This window comes from Cupriavidus necator (assembly GCF_016127575.1).
In the GTDB taxonomy this organism is placed as follows: Bacteria; Pseudomonadota; Gammaproteobacteria; order Burkholderiales; family Burkholderiaceae; genus Cupriavidus; species Cupriavidus necator_D.
The window spans coordinates 2,397,741-2,413,892 of sequence record NZ_CP066018.1; the positions used below are offsets into that span (position 1 = coordinate 2,397,741).

Annotated in this window: 12 protein-coding genes; 4 read left to right on the forward strand and 8 right to left on the reverse strand. The window is 67.9% G+C overall.

Going from position 1 to position 16,152, the window contains the following annotated elements; all coding sequences use genetic code 11:
• Positions 1–146: 146 nt before the first annotated feature.
• On the forward strand, positions 147–2,420 hold the full coding sequence (locus I6H87_RS11195) for an arginine/lysine/ornithine decarboxylase (RefSeq protein ID WP_011615917.1): 2,274 nt from the start codon (positions 147–149) through the stop codon (positions 2,418–2,420).
• Between the two features lie 68 nt (positions 2,421–2,488).
• Here I6H87_RS11195 and I6H87_RS11200 read toward each other — a convergent pair whose 3' ends face one another.
• The 7 genes from I6H87_RS11200 to I6H87_RS11230 form a co-directional block, all read right to left on the reverse strand.
• Complete coding sequence (locus I6H87_RS11200) at positions 2,489–2,905, reverse strand: type II toxin-antitoxin system VapC family toxin (protein ID WP_011615916.1); 417 nt, start codon at positions 2,903–2,905, stop codon at positions 2,489–2,491.
• Positions 2,892–3,128, reverse strand: a complete 237-nt coding sequence (locus I6H87_RS11205; protein WP_010813840.1) for a FitA-like ribbon-helix-helix domain-containing protein — start codon at positions 3,126–3,128, stop codon at positions 2,892–2,894. The genes I6H87_RS11200 and I6H87_RS11205 overlap by 14 nt, the downstream gene beginning before the upstream one ends.
• Positions 3,129–3,471: 343 nt before the next feature.
• On the reverse strand, positions 3,472–5,187 hold the full coding sequence (locus I6H87_RS11210; protein ID WP_010813839.1) for a TRAP transporter large permease: 1,716 nt from the start codon (positions 5,185–5,187) through the stop codon (positions 3,472–3,474).
• 12 nt (positions 5,188–5,199) lie between these two features.
• A complete protein-coding gene (locus I6H87_RS11215; RefSeq protein ID WP_011615914.1) occupies positions 5,200–5,802 on the reverse strand; it encodes a TRAP transporter small permease subunit in 603 nt (200 codons plus the stop codon).
• Between the two features lie 289 nt (positions 5,803–6,091).
• Positions 6,092–7,510, reverse strand: a complete 1,419-nt coding sequence (argH, locus tag I6H87_RS11220; RefSeq protein ID WP_010813837.1) for an argininosuccinate lyase — start codon at positions 7,508–7,510, stop codon at positions 6,092–6,094.
• A gap of 143 nt (positions 7,511–7,653) precedes the next feature.
• Positions 7,654–8,406 (reverse strand): anti-sigma factor, encoded by a 753-nt coding sequence (locus I6H87_RS11225; RefSeq protein ID WP_010813836.1) that lies wholly within the window; start codon positions 8,404–8,406, stop codon positions 7,654–7,656.
• Positions 8,403–8,999 (reverse strand): sigma-70 family RNA polymerase sigma factor, encoded by a 597-nt coding sequence (locus I6H87_RS11230; protein ID WP_010813835.1) that lies wholly within the window; start codon positions 8,997–8,999, stop codon positions 8,403–8,405. Before I6H87_RS11230 ends, I6H87_RS11225 begins: the two co-directional genes overlap by 4 nt.
• Positions 9,000–9,159: 160 nt before the next feature.
• On the opposite strand from I6H87_RS11230, the gene I6H87_RS11235 reads away from it, so the two are divergent.
• Positions 9,160–9,786, forward strand: coding sequence for a ferritin-like domain-containing protein (locus I6H87_RS11235; protein ID WP_010813834.1), 627 nt, complete (start codon positions 9,160–9,162; stop codon positions 9,784–9,786).
• Between the two features lie 102 nt (positions 9,787–9,888).
• Here the strand turns inward: I6H87_RS11235 and ppc are convergent, their stop codons facing one another.
• The gene (gene ppc / locus I6H87_RS11240) at positions 9,889–12,927 is read right to left on the reverse strand and encodes a phosphoenolpyruvate carboxylase (RefSeq protein WP_010813833.1); all 3,039 of its coding nucleotides are present in this window, start codon (positions 12,925–12,927) and stop codon (positions 9,889–9,891) included.
• 74 nt (positions 12,928–13,001) lie between these two features.
• On the opposite strand from ppc, the gene hemC reads away from it, so the two are divergent.
• Positions 13,002–14,015 carry a hydroxymethylbilane synthase gene (gene hemC / locus I6H87_RS11245; RefSeq protein ID WP_011615912.1) on the forward strand — a complete coding sequence of 338 codons (1,014 nt, stop codon included), beginning with the start codon at positions 13,002–13,004 and terminating at the stop codon, positions 14,013–14,015.
• Between the two features lie 9 nt (positions 14,016–14,024).
• Positions 14,025–16,148, forward strand: coding sequence for a fused uroporphyrinogen-III synthase HemD/membrane protein HemX (hemDX, locus tag I6H87_RS11250; protein ID WP_011615911.1), 2,124 nt, complete (start codon positions 14,025–14,027; stop codon positions 16,146–16,148).
• Positions 16,149–16,152: the final 4 nt, after the last annotated feature.

Sequence of the window (16,152 nt, forward strand, 5' to 3'; positions counted from 1 at the left end):
ATTACAATGCCGGCGTTTGCCGGAAGGCTGGCCCCGAGAATGGCCGCCACACCTGACGTCAGAGCCACATGTCGCCGCAGCGGGGAACCTCATGCCGGCCATGTGGCTCAAGTCCTTTATGTCCTGCTTTCCATCAAGGATGCCCGATGAAATTCCGTTTCCCCGTCATCATCATTGACGAAGACTTTCGCTCCGAGAACATCTCCGGCTCGGGCATCCGCGCGCTGGCCGAGGCGATCGAGAAAGAGGGCATGGAGGTCATGGGCCTGACCAGCTACGGCGACCTGACGTCGTTTGCGCAGCAGTCCAGCCGGGCATCGACCTTTATTGTCTCGATCGACGACGACGAGTTCACGCGCGACGGCGATGACCAGCTCGAGGCCGCCGCCATCGAAAAGCTGCGCGCCTTCGTCACCGAAGTGCGCCGCCGCAACTCGGACCTGCCGATCTTCCTGTACGGCGAGACCCGCACCTCGCGCCACATCCCCAACGATATTCTGCGCGAGCTGCACGGCTTCATCCACATGTTCGAGGACACGCCGGAATTCGTGGCACGCCACATCATCCGCGAAGCCAAGGTCTACCTCGACACGCTGGCGCCGCCGTTCTTCAAGGCGCTGATCGACTACGCGCAGGACAGCTCGTACTCGTGGCACTGCCCGGGGCACTCGGGCGGCGTGGCTTTCCTGAAGAGCCCGGTGGGCCAGGTGTTCCACCAGTTCTTCGGCGAGAACATGCTGCGCGCCGACGTCTGCAACGCGGTCGATGAACTGGGCCAGCTGCTGGACCACACCGGCCCGGTGGCCGCGTCGGAGCGCAATGCCGCGCGCATCTTCAACTCCGACCACATGTATTTCGTCACCAACGGCACCTCCACCTCGAACAAGATGGTGTGGCATGCCAACGTGGCGCCGGGCGACATCGTGGTGGTGGACCGCAACTGCCACAAGTCGATCCTGCATGCGATCATGATGACGGGCGCGATCCCGGTCTTCCTGATGCCCACGCGCAACCACTACGGCATCATCGGCCCGATCCCGAAGAGCGAGTTCGATCCGGAGACGATCAGGAAGAAGATCGCCAACCACCCGTTCGCCAGCAAGGCCAAGAACCAGAAGCCGCGCATCCTGACCATCACTCAGGGTACGTACGACGGCGTGCTGTACAACGCCGAGCAGATCAAGGAAATGCTGGCCGCCGAGATCGATACGCTGCACTTCGATGAAGCCTGGCTGCCGCATGCGGCCTTCCACGACTTCTATCGCAATATGCACGCGATCGGCAAGGACCGCCCGCGCAGCAAGGACGCGCTGGTGTTCGCCACCCAGTCGACGCACAAGCTGCTGGCCGGCCTGTCGCAGGCCTCGCAGATCCTGGTGCAGGATTCCGAGACGCGCAAGCTGGACCGCTACCGCTTCAACGAGGCGTACCTGATGCACACCTCGACCAGCCCGCAGTACTCGATCATCGCCTCGTGCGACGTGGCCGCGGCGATGATGGAAGCGCCGGGCGGCACCGCGCTGGTGGAAGAAAGCATCCAGGAGGCGATGGATTTCCGCCGCGCCATGCGCAAGGTCGAGGGCGACTACGACGACGGCAAAAACGGCGACTGGTGGTTCAAGGTGTGGGGCCCGGACGCACTGATCGAAGACGGCATCGGCGACCGCGAAGAGTGGATGCTCAAGGCCAATGAGCGCTGGCACGGCTTCGGCGACCTCGCCGACGGCTTCAACCTGCTCGACCCGATCAAGGCCACCATCATCACCCCGGGCCTGGACGTGGACGGCGAGTTCAGCGAACGCGGCATCCCGGCGGCCATCGTCACCAAGTACCTGGCCGAGCACGGCATCATCATCGAGAAGACCGGGCTGTATTCGTTCTTCATCATGTTCACTATCGGCATCACCAAGGGCCGCTGGAACTCGCTGGTGACCGAGTTGCAGCAGTTCAAGGACGACTACGACCAGAACCAGCCGCTGTGGCGCGTGCTGCCGGAATTCGTCGCCAAGCACCCGCAATACGAGCGCATGGGCCTGCGTGACCTGTGCGATGCGATCCACAGCGTGTACAAGGCCAACGACGTGGCCCGTGTGACGACGGAGATGTACCTGTCGGACATGGAGCCGGCGATGAAGCCGTCGGACGCCTGGGCCATGATGGCGCACCGCGAGATCGAGCGCGTGCCGGTCGACGACCTGGAGGGCCGCGTCACCGCCATCCTGCTGACGCCGTACCCGCCGGGCATTCCGCTGCTGATTCCGGGCGAGCGCTTCAACCGCACCATCGTGCAGTACCTGAAGTTCGCGCGCGAGTTCAACAAGCTGTTCCCTGGCTTCGAGACCGACATCCACGGCCTGGTCGAGGACGAGGTCGACGGCAAGACGGCGTACTTTGTCGACTGCGTGAAGCAGGGCGGCTGAGCGCCAGTCCGCGTTCCGCTGACGTGAGCAGGGCCCCGCTATGCGGGGTCCTTTCTTTTGAGGTGGGGCTAGGTGAACGGATTCAGCAGCATCGCGCCCGTGCCGCGGAAATCCTCAACATTGCGCGTGACAATGGTCAGGTCATGGATCAGCGCGGTGGCGGCAATGAACTTGTCCAGCGCGTGCTCAGGCCGCGGCGCGCGCAGCTGGCCCCAGACCTGGGCGACGTCGGCATCGACCGGCAACACCAGCCGGCCAAAATCCTCCAGCACGGTCGCCAGCCATTGCTCCAGCAGCTCGGCCTGCGCCGTATCGCCGCGATGGCGGATCAGCGCTACGCCACGCTGGAGCTCGCCCACGGTCAGCGCCGACAGGTAGAGCGCGGCACCTTCCCGCGCCGCCTGCCGGAAGAACGCGCGCACGCCGGGGTTGGCGCGCTCGCGCTTGCGCGTTTCGCTGATGACGTTGGTATCAATCAAATACACGCGGCGCCTCGCCTGGATTCTGGATCCGCTCGAAGTCGGCGTCTTGCCCGACGTCCGGGATGCTGGCCAGCACCTCGGCCAGGCTGCGCCGGCGCGTGCCGCCCAGCGCCTGCGCCAGGATGGCGCGGTGCTCGGCCTCGGCGCTGCGGCCGTTGGCGACGGCCCGCTCGCGCAGGCGCTGGACCAGGGATTCATCGATGCCACGAACGAGTAGTGTTGCCATCTTGAGCTCCTCACCATCGGATGGAGCAAGGATAGCATTGTTATCAATACGGCGGTCACGTATCGACGGCAGGCTGTGCATCGTTGCCGTGTCCGGCCGGTACAAGGGTGTGGTGGGCATGGTGGCTCTCCTGGGGGTCAGTCTGCTGAACACAGGAGCCAGTCTGGGCCCCGCCGGAGCGCCGGTCGATGAGCCGATTCGCAATCGCGCGCCATGCCTTGCGGCGACACCAAAGCGCCACCGCGCCACCACCGCCGGACGGCGCCGGGGTGGACCCGCGCCAATGAAAAAGCCCCGCGTTGCCGCGGGGCTTGCCAGGCTTGCGCGTCCCCGGGGAGCTGGTTCAGCGCTTCTTTTCGAACTCAAACTGCGGCGCGGCCGATTCGCTTTCCGCGGGCGGCTGTGTCGGCAGCTCCAGCGATCCGCCAGCGGCGGGCTGCGACCCCGGTGCCGGTACCGACAGGCTCGGCGCCGGCTTGGGGCTGGTGCCTCCCAGGTCGAGGCTCAGGTCGCGCGTGATGCTGCGATCCTGTGCCTTTTGCGTGCCGGTGCTGACCAGGCCGGGGAAGACGATGATCAGCGCCACCATCACCAGCTGGATGACCACGAACGGCACCGAGCCCCAGTAGATATCCGAGGTCTTCACCTCGCGCGGCGCGACTGAGCGCAGATAGAACAGCGAGAAGCCGAACGGCGGGTGCATGAACGAGGTCTGCATGTTCACGGCCAGCAGCACGCCGAACCAGATCAGGTCGATGCCGAGCTTGTCCGCCACCGGGCCGACCAGCGGCACCAGGATAAAGGCCAGCTCGAAGAAGTCCAGGAAGAACGCCAGCAGGAAGAACAGCACGTTCACCGCGATCAGGAAGCCGGCCTGGCCGCCGGGCAGCGCGGTCAGCAGGTGCTCCACCCAGATATGGCCGTCCACGCCGTAGAACGTCAGCGAGAACACGCGCGCGCCGATCAGGATGAAGATCACGAAGGCCGACAGCTTGAGCGTCCCTTCCATCGCCTGCCGGGTCAGCCCCAGGTCAAGGCGGCGCTTCATCAGCGCCAGCACCAGCGCGCCGAGCGCACCCATGCCGCCGCCTTCGGTCGGCGTGGCCACGCCGACGAAGATCGTGCCGAGCACCAGGAAGATCAGCGCCAGCGGCGGGATCAGCACGAAGGTGACCTTCTCGGCCATGCGCGACAGCAGGTTCAGCTTCAGCGCCTTGTTGATCACCGCCAGCACGAAGGCGAACAGGATGGCCGCGCCGACCGAGATCACCAGCCGCTCATCCAGCGGTGCCTCGGGCTTGTACATCTTGTCCACCGCCACGCCCACCACGATCGACAGCGCGGTCAGCACCAGCACCGAGGTGGCGCCGCTCTTGCCGCTGGGTTCGCGGAAGGTGCGCGCCTCGAGCGGCAGCGCCGGCGCCGCGGCCGGCTTGATCAGCGTGATCAGCAGCACGTAGCCCATGTACAGGCCGGTCAGCACCAGGCCCGGCACGAACGCGCCCTTGTACATGTCGCCGACCGAGCGGCCGAGCTGGTCGGCCAGCACGATCAGCACCAGCGACGGCGGAATGATCTGCGCCAGCGTGCCCGACGCGGCGATCACACCCGACGCCAGCCGCTTGTCGTACTTATACTTCAGCATCAGCGGCAGCGAGATCAGCCCCATCGAGATCACCGAGGCCGCCACCACGCCGGTGGTCGCTGCCAGCAGCGCGCCGACGAAGATCACGGCATAGGCCAGGCCGCCGCGGATCGGGCCGAACAGCTGGCCGATGGTGTCGAGCAGGTCCTCGGCCATGCCTGAGCGTTCCAGGATCAGGCCCATGAAGGTGAAGAACGGGATCGCCAGCAGCGTGTCGTTCTCGATGATGCCGAACAAGCGGCTGGGCAGTGCCTGCAGCAGCGCGGGCTGGAGCAAGCCCAGCTCGATGCCGACGAAGGCGAACAGCAGACCGTTGGCGGCCAGCGCGAAGGCGATCGGAAAACCCGACAGCAGGAATATGACCAGCGTGCCGAACATGATCGGCGCCATGTTTTGGATCAGGAATTGCGTCATCGTAGGCGCCTGTTATTGTTTTGCCGACGGGCCGGGGCGATTGGCGTCCGCTATCGTCGCGGCGATTTCCGCTGCGGGGTCGATCGAATGCTTGCGGAATGCGGAGGCCGGCAGCAGGCCCTTCAGGTAGGCGAAGCGCTTGATCAGTTCGGACAGGCCTTGCAGGATCAGCAGGAAGAAGCCAGCCACGATCAGGAACTTGGCCGGCCAGCGGATCAGGCCGCCGGCATTGCCCGACATTTCATGGCCGACGTAGGACAGCCAGAAGTAGGGGATCGACAACCACAGAATGATCAGCGTGATCGGCATCAGGAAGAAAATGATGCCAAAGACGTCGATCCACGCCTGGGCGCGCTCGGACAGGCGGCCGGCAATGACGTCGATGCGGACATGCTCGTCGCGGCGCAGCGTGTAGGGCGCACCGAGCAGGAACACACCGGCGAACATATACCACTGCAGTTCGAGCCAGGCATTGGAGCTGATGCTGAAGGTGTAGCGAATGATGGCGTTGCCTGCGCAGACCAGTACGGCCAGCAGGATCAGCCATTTCGCCCACTGCCCGATGAAATCAGTCACGGCGTCGATAAGCCGCGAGATCCTCATAAGGAAAGACATGTGATCGTCCTAGGGATTTTGGGGATACAGGGGTGGCGCGTTAGTCTACGGTGTCAGCCGCTCCGTATCTTTAGGGTGAATCCCCAGTGCATCACATTTGCACCGATTTCCGCACCAATTAGGTGCGGTTTTCGATGGGATTCGGATATTTCAAGGCCGAATGTTTACCGGCGGAGAATGACCGCTACTTGCCATAAACCATAGCTAATACGTGCGTTTGCACACAGAAAATCAGAACGGGAGCTTGTTGCTCCCGTTCATGGCCGGCGGGTTACCCCTGAAGCGGGGGTCAGCCGTTCAGCGTCTTGCGTGCCTCGGCGATGGCGGCGCGCACCTGCGCCGGCGCCGTGCCGCCGATATGGTCGCGCGCGGCGACCGAGCCTTCCAGCGTCAGCACCGCGTGCACGTCGTCGCCGATCAGCGCGGCCTTGTCGCCCAGGCCCGAGACTTCGCGCAGCTCGGCCACGCTCAGGTCGGCCAGGTCGCACTGGCGGCTGTCGCAGGCGCGCACCGCGTGGGCCACGGCCTCGTGGGCGTCGCGGAAGGGCAGGCCCTTCTTGACCAGGTAGTCGGCCAGGTCGGTGGCGGTGGCGTAGCCCTGCAGCGCGGCGGCGCGCATCGCTTCGGGCTTGACGGTGATGCCCGGCACCATGTCGGCAAAGATGCGCAGCGTGTCCACGACGGTATCGACCGTATCGAACAGCGGCTCCTTGTCTTCCTGGTTGTCCTTGTTGTACGCCAGCGGCTGGCCCTTCATCAGCGTCAGCAGGCCGATCAGGTGGCCGTTGACGCGGCCGGTCTTGCCGCGCGCCAGTTCGGGCACGTCGGGGTTCTTCTTCTGCGGCATGATCGAGCTGCCGGTGCAGAAACGGTCGGCGATGTCGATAAAGCCCACGCGCGGGCTCATCCACAGCACCAGCTCTTCCGAGAAGCGCGACACGTGGGTCATCACCAGCGCGGCGGCGGCGCAGAATTCAATGGCGAAGTCGCGGTCCGACACGGCATCTAGCGAGTTGCGGCACACGCCGTCGAAGCCCAGCTGCTGCGCCACGAACTCGCGGTCGATCGGGTAGCTGGTGCCGGCCAGCGCGGCCGCGCCCAGCGGCAGGCGGTTGACGCGCTTGCGGCAGTCGGCCATGCGCTCGGCATCGCGCGTGAACATCTCGTTGTAGGCCAGCAGGTGGTGGCCGAAGGTCACCGGCTGCGCCACCTGCAGGTGGGTGAAGCCGGGCAGGATGGTGTCGGCGTTCTGTTCGGCCAGGTCCAGCAGCGCGGCGCGCAGCGCGCCCAGCAGCACCATGATGTTGTCGATCTCGCTGCGCAGCCACAGGCGGATGTCGGTGGCGACCTGGTCATTGCGCGAGCGGCCGGTATGCAGGCGCTTGCCGGCATCGCCCACCAGCGCGGTCAGGCGCGCCTCGATGTTCAGGTGGACGTCTTCCAGGTCCAGCTTCCACTCGAAGCCGCCGGCCTCGATCTCGGCCTTGATCTGCGCCATGCCGCGCTCGATCTCGGCGCGGTCGGCCTCGGCGATGATGCCCTGCTTTGCCAGCATGGCCGCGTGGGCCAGCGAGCCCTGGATGTCGAACAGGGCCAGGCGCTTGTCGAAGAACACCGAGGCGGTGTAGCGCTTCACCAGGTCGGACATCGGTTCGGAGAAGCGGGCGGACCAGGCTTCGCCTTTCTTGGCAAGTTGGGAGGTGGACATGGACGTCGGCTGCAGTGGCTCGCGCGGGCAGGCGCCGGCGTGCGGACGGCGGCGGGCGCGAGAAATTGGGAAACGGCGATTATATCGCCCGCCGGCCCGCTGGCGGCACTGGGTGGCGCTGGCCGGCCCGGCAGCGCCGATCATCAGAGCCGGCTGTGGATCACAGGCCCCTTGAACACCACCGGGCCGCTTGGCCCGTCGGCATTGGGCGAGCCGCCCGGCGGCTCGATGCTGACCGCCAGCGCGGGCACCGCCGCGGGCAGTTGCGCCAGCGCCAGCCGGGCTTCGGGTGCCCGCCCGATCACGCCGAGCGACTGCGGCTTGCCGCCCGCAGGCAGTGCCCACAACTGCAGTACCTGCTGGTCGCTCAGCGCCAGGTGATCCAGGCGGCGCACGATCAGGCTGCGTGCGCCGGCGTCCCACGACACCAGCATCGCAGGCTGGGCACGGTCGTCGTTCAGCACGGCGAGGACCTCGGCCGGCGCCGCCTGATCCTGCCGGGCCAGCTGGATGCCGATGCCGACGGCCAGCACCGCCACCATGGCCATTGCCGCCGCGGCGCCGCGCCAGAACACCGGGGCCGACCACAGGCGCTGCCACCAGCCGTCCGCGGGGCGGGTGTCAGGCGCCGGGCGGTCCGGCTGACTGGCCGGATCTGCCATTTTCCAGCCGAGGCGATCCTCGATCCCGCACCAGACCTTGTCGACCGGCTCGGCGGCCGCCTGCAACTCGGCCACGCCCGCCAGCCGCGCCTGCCAGCGGTGGATCGCGGCGCGCACCGCGGGCTCTTCGCGCGCGAGTTGTTCCAGGCGTCGGCGTGCGCCGCCGCGCAGCACCCCCAGCGCGTACTGCGCGGCGATGCGGTCGAGCAGGTCGGGATGGCTGGCCAGCTTCATGCCGCGCCCTCCATGCAGCTGCGCAGCCGCTCCAGGCCGCGCCGGATCCAGGACTTGACCGTCCCCAGCGGCGCGCGCAGGCGGGCGGCCAGCTCGGCGTGGCTCAGGTCCTGCAGGTAGGCCAGCATGATGGCCTGGCGCTGCGGCTGCTCCAGGCGCTGCAGGCAGCGGTTGAGCGCGCGTGCCTGCTGGCTGGCATCGGCCAGTTCCGCGGGCCCGGCGGTGTCGTCGGCCAGCCACTCGCCCAGGTCTTCGTCAAGCTCGACCGTCTGCCCGACGCGTGCCGCGCTTGCCCGGCGCAGGCAGTCCAGCGCGCGGTTGCGCACGATCGCGGTCATCCAGGTCATCGGCGCGGCCAGGTGCGGCCGGTAGTCGCCGGCGTGGTGCCAGATGCTGACAAAGCTTTCCTGCACGACATCCTCCGCCCAATCGCGCCTGCCAGTGATACGCAGCGCAAGGCCAAACAGTTTCGTCGCGGTGAGGTCATAGAGGCCGCGCAGCGCCTGCCGCTCGCCGATGGCCACGGCCTGGAGCAGGGCCGCAAGCCGCTCGGCGCCGGGCGGCGCGGCGTAGGTTTCGGCGGAAGGGGACACCGGAGAGGGGGGCACCGGGGCGTCTCGCGAAAGGGTGTTGCCGGATTATAGGCACGACCTTGCATCCGATTGGCCCCGGCGTGCGTATCAGGTGGCAGGCGCACGATGGCGGCCCCGGGCTGCGGGCCGCGGCGCCGTTGATCCCACACAGGAGAACATCATGGAACGCATGCGCACCACTGCGGTCACGACAGATCCGACCGATTCCCTTGACCGCATTGTGACCGCGCCCGATGCGCGCCGCCGCGGGCTGCTCAAGGCGCCGGGGCTGTTCGCGCTGGGCTCGCTCGCCGTCATCAGCCTTGGCGAGTCCATGCCGGCCTGGGCGCAGACCCAGTCGGGCAGCACCAGGGACGACATCAATATCCTGAACACCGCGCTGGGACTGGAATACCAGGCGATCGCGGCCTACCAGGTGGGCGCGGAAAGCGGCCTGCTGCAAAAGCCGGTGCTTGCCACCGCGGTCAAGTTCCAGGACCACCACAAGGCGCACGCGCAGGTGCTGGCCGGGACGGTGTCAAAGCTGGGCGGCACCCCGGTGGTGGCGAAGAAGGCGTCGGAATACACCTTCCCGACTGACAAGCTGAAGACCCAGGCCGATGTGCTGCGCTTTGCCGCGGGGCTGGAGAAGGGCGCCACCGCCGCCTACCTGGGCGTGCTGCCGAACTTCCACAACCGCGAACTGACCCGCGCCGCCGGCAGCATCCTCGGGGACGAGGCGATGCACTGGGCGGTGCTGCTGCACGCGCTGGGTGAGGATCCGGTGCCGGGGGCGTTTGTGGGGTGAGGGGTCAGACTGGCGCCATTTGAAAGAGCTGCCGCCCGATGTGGACGCGCCCCTCTCCCGCACGCGGGAGAGGGGCGCAAACCGGCAGCACTCTGACGCCAATCAGCCCGTATTGCGCAGGCCCGCCGCGACCCCGTTGATGGTCAGGTGGATGCCGCGCCGCACCCGGATGTCGTCGCCATCCTTGCCCGAGCGGTAGCGTTTCAGCAACTCAACCTGCAAGTGGTTGAGCGGGTCGAGGTAGGCAAAGCGGTTCTTGATCGAGCGCGCCAGCAGCGGGTTGTCCGCCAGCCGTTCCTGGTGGCCGGTGACCAGTGTCAGCATCTCGCAGGTCAGGTGCCATTCCTTGCTGATGCGGTTGAACACGGTGCGGCGCAGGGCCGCGTCATCGCACAGCTGGGCATAGCGCGAGGCCACGGCCAGGTCGGTCTTGGCCAGCACCATGTCCATGTTGGACAGCAGCGTCGAGAAGAACGGCCAGGTCTTGACCATGCGGCGCAGCGTGGTCACGGCCAGCTTGCGCGCCTTGTCGTCCGGCGCGGTGTCCAGCAGCGACTTGACCGCGCTGCCGAAGCCGTACCAGCCCGGCAGCAGCAGCCGGCACTGGCCCCACGAGAAGCCCCACGGGATTGCGCGCAGGTCTTCGATGCGGCGGTTCTTCTTGTCCATCAGCTTGCGCGAGGCCGGGCGCGAACCCAGGTTCAGGTCGGCGATCTCGGTGATCGGCGTGGTGGCGAAGAAGTAGTCCTTGAAGCCCGGGGTCTCGTAGACCAGGTCGCGGTAGGCGGTGAAGGCTCGGTCCGACAGCTGCTGCATCACGGCCTCGAACATGTCGAGGTCCTTGGGTGCGTTCTGCTGCGGCAACAGCGAGGCTTCCAGCGTGGCGGCGACCACCGTTTCCAGGTTGCGCCGGCCGATCTCGGCGTTGGCGAACTTGCTGTTGATGATCTCGCCCTGCTCGGTCAGACGGATCTGGCCGTTCACCGTGCCCGGCGGCTGCGACAGGATGGCCTGGTAGGTCGGGCCGCCGCCGCGGCCGACGGTGCCGCCGCGGCCGTGGAACAGGCGCAGCTTGACCTGGCGCTGCTCGAACAGCTGCACCAGCTCCAGCTCGGCCTTGTACAGCTCCCAGGTGGAAGTCAGGAAGCCGCCGTCCTTGTTCGAGTCCGAGTAGCCAAGCATCACTTCCTGCTCGACGCCATGGTGCGCGATCACCGAGTCGAAGCCCGGCAGGTCCAGCAGCGACTGCATGATGCCGGCGGCGTTGCGCAAGTCCTCGATGGTCTCGAACAGCGGGATCACCATCAGCTCCATGCGCGCCGGGTCGGTCTTGCTGCCCAGCGTGCCCTGCAGCATGCCGGATTCCTTCTGCAGCAGCATCACTTCGACCAGGTCCGACAGCGTCTCGGTGTGCGAGATGATGTAGTTGCGCGCAATGCGCTTGCCATAGCGCGCGCGCAGCTCGCGCGCGGCGGCGAAGATCGCCAGTTCCTTGCGGGTCTGCTCGGAATACTCGTGCCACGGCAGCGTCAGCAGGCGCGGCTGGCGCAGTTCGGCCAGCAGCAGTTCCAGCTTGCGCGCCTCGGGCAGGGCGGCGTAGTCGGGGGCGATGCCGGCGGCGGCGAACAGCTCGGCGATGACCGCCTCGTGCACGTCCGAGACCTGGCGCATGTCGACCGATGCCAGGTGGAAACCGAACACGCCGATGGCGCGCGCCAGCGCTTCGATACGGCCATTGGCCAGCGCCTGGCCATGGTTGGCGCGCAGCGAGTCGACCACCACCTGCACGTCGGCGGCAAAGGCCTCGGCGCTGTCATAGGGCTCGGCCGGCGCCACCGGGCGGCGCGGCACGGCGTGGCCGGTCAGCGCCTTGCTGGTTGCGGCCAGGCGCGCGTAGATGCCGATCAGCGCGCGGCGGTAGGGTTCGTCGGCGCGATGCTCGGAGTGGTCGGGCGAGCGCTCGGCCAGCGCCAGCAGTTCCGGGCTGGCGTCGACCATCAGCGTCGACATCGACAGCTCCGCGCCCAGCGCATGGACTTCATCCAGGTACCAGTCGATGATCATCTGCCCCTGCTGGCTGGCGGCATGCTCCAGCGTCTCGGCGGTGACGTTGGGGTTGCCGTCGCGGTCGCCGCCGATCCAGGAACCCATCTGCAGGAACGGCGCCAGCGGCGCCGGCTGCGCGCCCGGAGTGCCCTTGCGCTTGCGCGTGGTCGGGAACACCGCGGCGATGTCTTCTTCCAGCTCGCTCATCAACTGCGGGATGCCGCGCAGGAAACAGGTGCGGTAGTAGGACAGGGCGTTTTCGATCTCGTCGGCCACCGTCAGGCGCGAATCGCGCAGCATGCGGGTCTGCCACAGCGTGGTGACCTTGGCGCGCAGCTGCGCGGTGTTGTGGTCGCGCTCGCGCGCGGTCATCGGCAGGTCGCGCTCGGCCAGCAGGCGGGCGATCTCGCGCTCGGCGTCGAGAATACTCTTGCGCTGGACTTCGGTCGGGTGCGCGGTCAGCACCGGCACGATCAGGGCCTCGTCCAGGAACTTGCGCAGCTGCTTGCCGGTCACGCCGGCGGCGTCGATCGCCTCCAGCGCGTGGGCCAGGCTGCCCGCCTGCGGCGGCGAGCCGGCCAGCGCGTGCACGCGGCGGCGGCGGTTGTGGTGCTGGTCCTCGGCGATATTGGCCAGGTGCGAGAAATAGCTGAACGCGCGCACGACCTGGTTGGTCTGGTCGCGCGACAGGCGCTTGAGCAGGCGGTCCAGCTCGGCGCCGGCGGCGCGGTCGTTCTCGCGGCGGAAGCGCACCGCGGTCTGGCGGATGGTCTCGACCACCTCGAAGGCGGCGTCGCCTTCCTGTTCACGCAGGCATTCGCCCAGCAGGCGGCCCAGGAAGCGGATGTCCTCGCGCAGCGGCACGTCCTTGTCGGCGGTGCGGCGGGCGGTGGGGGCGATGGTGGTTCCGTTGCTCGACACGATGGAAAGCTTGGGCTTGGGGGAACGTTTGGTCCCGCTGCGGCTGGCGGGGCGTTTCGGTTCGGCGGCGGATGCGCCGTTTGCGTCACCCTGGGCGGCGCCGAGGGCAGGGCTTTGGTCTTTCGCAGCCGGGGCGGTCCGCCGGCCGTTGGGGCGCGCAGCATGCTGCGTCATGCAATCTCCTCGTTCTGCTTCTAGCTTATCTATTGGTGCGGAGGGACTATTGGGTCGCGTGCTACCATTGACGCATGTCGTCTGCCACCCTGTCTTCCTCTACCGCTGTCGTGTCTCGCAATCTTCCGCAAAAGCTCGTCATTGCCTCCCGAGAGAGCCGTCTGGCCCTGTGGCAGGCAGAACATGTGCGTGCTGCATTGCAACAATACTATCCCGCGTGCGACGTGTCCATTCTTGGCATGACCACGCGCGGAGACCAGATTCTAGACCGTACGCTGTCCAAAGTCGGCGGCAAGGGTTTGTTTGTCAAAGAACTGGAGTTCGCGATGGACGAAGGCCGGGCGGACCTGGCGGTGCATTCGCTCAAGGATGTGCCGATGGAGTTGCCCGAAGGCTTCGCCCTGACCGCGGTGATGGAACGCGAGGATCCGCGCGACGCGCTGGTGTCTTCCGCCTACGCCTCGCTGGACGAGATGCCGGCCGGCACCGTGGTCGGCACCTCCAGCCTGCGCCGTGAGGCCGCGCTGCGCAGCCGCTACCCGCAGCTGGTGATCAAGCCGCTGCGCGGCAATCTGGACACGCGGCTGGGCAAGCTGGATCGCGGCGAATACGGCGCCATCATCCTGGCCGCCGCCGGCCTCAAGCGCCTGGGCCTGGGCGAGCGCATCCGCGCGCTGATTCCCATCGACGTGTCGCTGCCGGCCGCAGGCCAGGGCGCCCTCGGCATCGAGATCCTGGCCAACCGGCCTGAACTTGCGCAATGGCTGGCGCCCCTGAACCACCAGCCGACGGCGCTGGCCGTGAGCGCCGAGCGCGCCGTGTCGCGCATGCTGGGCGGCTCGTGTCAGGTGCCGCTGGCCGCCCATGCGCGCTGGGAAGGCGATCAGCTGAAGCTGGACGCCTTTGTCGCCTTGCCCGATGGCACGCGCGCCATCCGCGCTGCCGCGTCCGGGCCGGCAGTTGACCTGGCTGCTGCCGAAGCGCTTGGCCAGGCCTGCGCGCGCGACCTGCTGGCGCAGGGTGCCGAAGCCATCCTCGCGGCACTGGCCGATTCTGGCGATCCCGCCGGCTCCCAAGCTCCTGCCTGAGGCTGCCCCATGCCCAGCCCGACCGTCGTTGTCACACGACCCGCCGGGCAGTCCCGGCAACTGACCGAGGCGCTGCAGGCCGCGGGCCTGGACGTACTCAGCTTTCCCTTGCTGGGCATCGGCCCGGCCGTTGACGACGCGCCGCTGCGCGCGGCGCTGGCGCGGCTGAACACCTTTGCGCTGGTGGTCTTTGTCAGTCCCAATGCCATTGCCTACGCGCTCGACGCACTGGCCGGCGTGCAGGGCGTGGCCGTGGCCCAATGGCCGGCGCAGGTGCCGGTGGCGGTGGTCGGGCCGGCCAGCGTCGCGGCCCTGGCCGAGCGCGGCATCGCGCCGCCCGCGTGCCGGGTGATCGCGCCCGCGGGCGCTGCCGCAAACGGGCAGGGCCCCGATGACGCCGCACCGGAGGCCGAAGCGCTGCGCTTCGACTCCGAGGCCCTGTGGGCCCAGCTCGATCCCGCCGCGCTGGCGGGCAAGCCGGTCCTGATCATCCGCGGCAACGGCGGGCGCGACTGGCTGGGCGACCGCCTGCGCGAGGCCGGCGCCCAGGTCGAGGCCGTCGAGGCCTACCAGCGCACGCTGCCCGAACCCAGCGCCATGCAGTGGCAGGCCGTGCGCGACAACCTGCGTCCCGGCGCGGCGCCGCATGCGTGGCTCCTAACCAGTTCTGAAGCGGTGCGCAACCTTGACGCGCTGGCACGCCAGCATCTGTCGCCTGAGGAAGACGCTGCCCTGCGGCAGGTGCAGTGCATCGCGCCGCATGCGAGAATCGCCGAACAGGCGCTGGCGCTGGGCTTCCCCCATATCCTGCGCGCCGCCCCGGGCGATGCCGGCCTGCTGGCGGCGTGCCTGCAGTGGGCCGATGCCCATGCCGGTCCCGCGCCGGCAAGCATGGCCAGCGCGTCAATCGAAGCCGGCCCGCCCAGCGCCACAGCCGAAGCGCCGCCGGCCCCCGTGCCGGACGCAGCAGTTCCCGCAACGTCAACGAAGGTCGAACGCGTGACGCAAGAAACCACGTCCTCCTCCGCTACGCCGCCGCCCACGGCGGCCTCCGCAGCATCGGCGCAAGCAGCGTCCGCGCCGGGCCCGGCTACCCCCGCTGCTCCCAGTGCAGCCTCACGGCGGTCCGCTGCGTTGTGGGCGCTCGTCGTCGTGCTGGTGGTGGCGACGGCTGGCGGCTTCTGGTGGCTGCAGCAGCGCGTTGACCACCTGACCGGCGAGCTGGCGCGCCGCCAGCAAAGCAACGATGCGCTGGTGCAGGAGTCGCGCGTGCTGACCCGCAACGCGCAGGACACGGTCAAGGAACTGCAGGCCAAGGTCGGCGCACTGGAGAACCAGGTCGGAGAGACCCGCGACAAGCAGGTGGCGCTGGAACAGGTCTACCAGGACCTGATGCGCAACCGCGACGACTGGGAAATCGCCGAGATCCAGCAGTTGCTGACCAGTGCCGGCCAGCAACTGCAGCTGACCGGCAACGTGCAGGTGGCGCTGGCCGCGCTGCAAAGCGCCGACGCGCGCCTGGCGCGCGCCGACAAGCCGCAATACAACCTGCTGCGCCGCGCGATCGCGCGCGACGTCGCGCGCATGAAGGCGGTGCCCGACACCGACCTGACCGGTGCTGCAATTAAACTGGACGAGGCCATCAACCAGGTCGACTCACTGCCGCTGCTGTCCAGCGAACGCATGCTGGAGCGCAGCGAGGCCGACGCCCGCAAGGGTGCCGCGGCCAACGGTGCCAGCGCGCCGGCCGCCGCCGCCAACGGCGCGGGCCCGGGCTGGTTCACGCGCCTGTGGGATTACCTGCGCGAAGAACTGGCGCAGGTGGTCCGCATCCGCAAGGTCGACGACGCCGAGGCGCTGCTGCTGTCTGGCGACCAGGGCTGGTTCCTGCGCGAGAACGTCAAGCTGCGCCTGCTCAACGCGCGCCTGGCATTGCTGTCGCGCAACGAACCCGTGTTCCGCAACGACCTGGCCGCCGCGCAAGCGATGATCAGCCGCTATTTCGATACCAAGTCGCGCCGGGTGCAGGGGGTGCTGACGCTGCTGCGGCAGGCGCAGGCCGGCGCGGTCACGGTGCAGCTGCCCACCATGTCCGAAAGCCTGGGCGCGCTGCATGCCCTGAAGAAGGAGTAAGCCC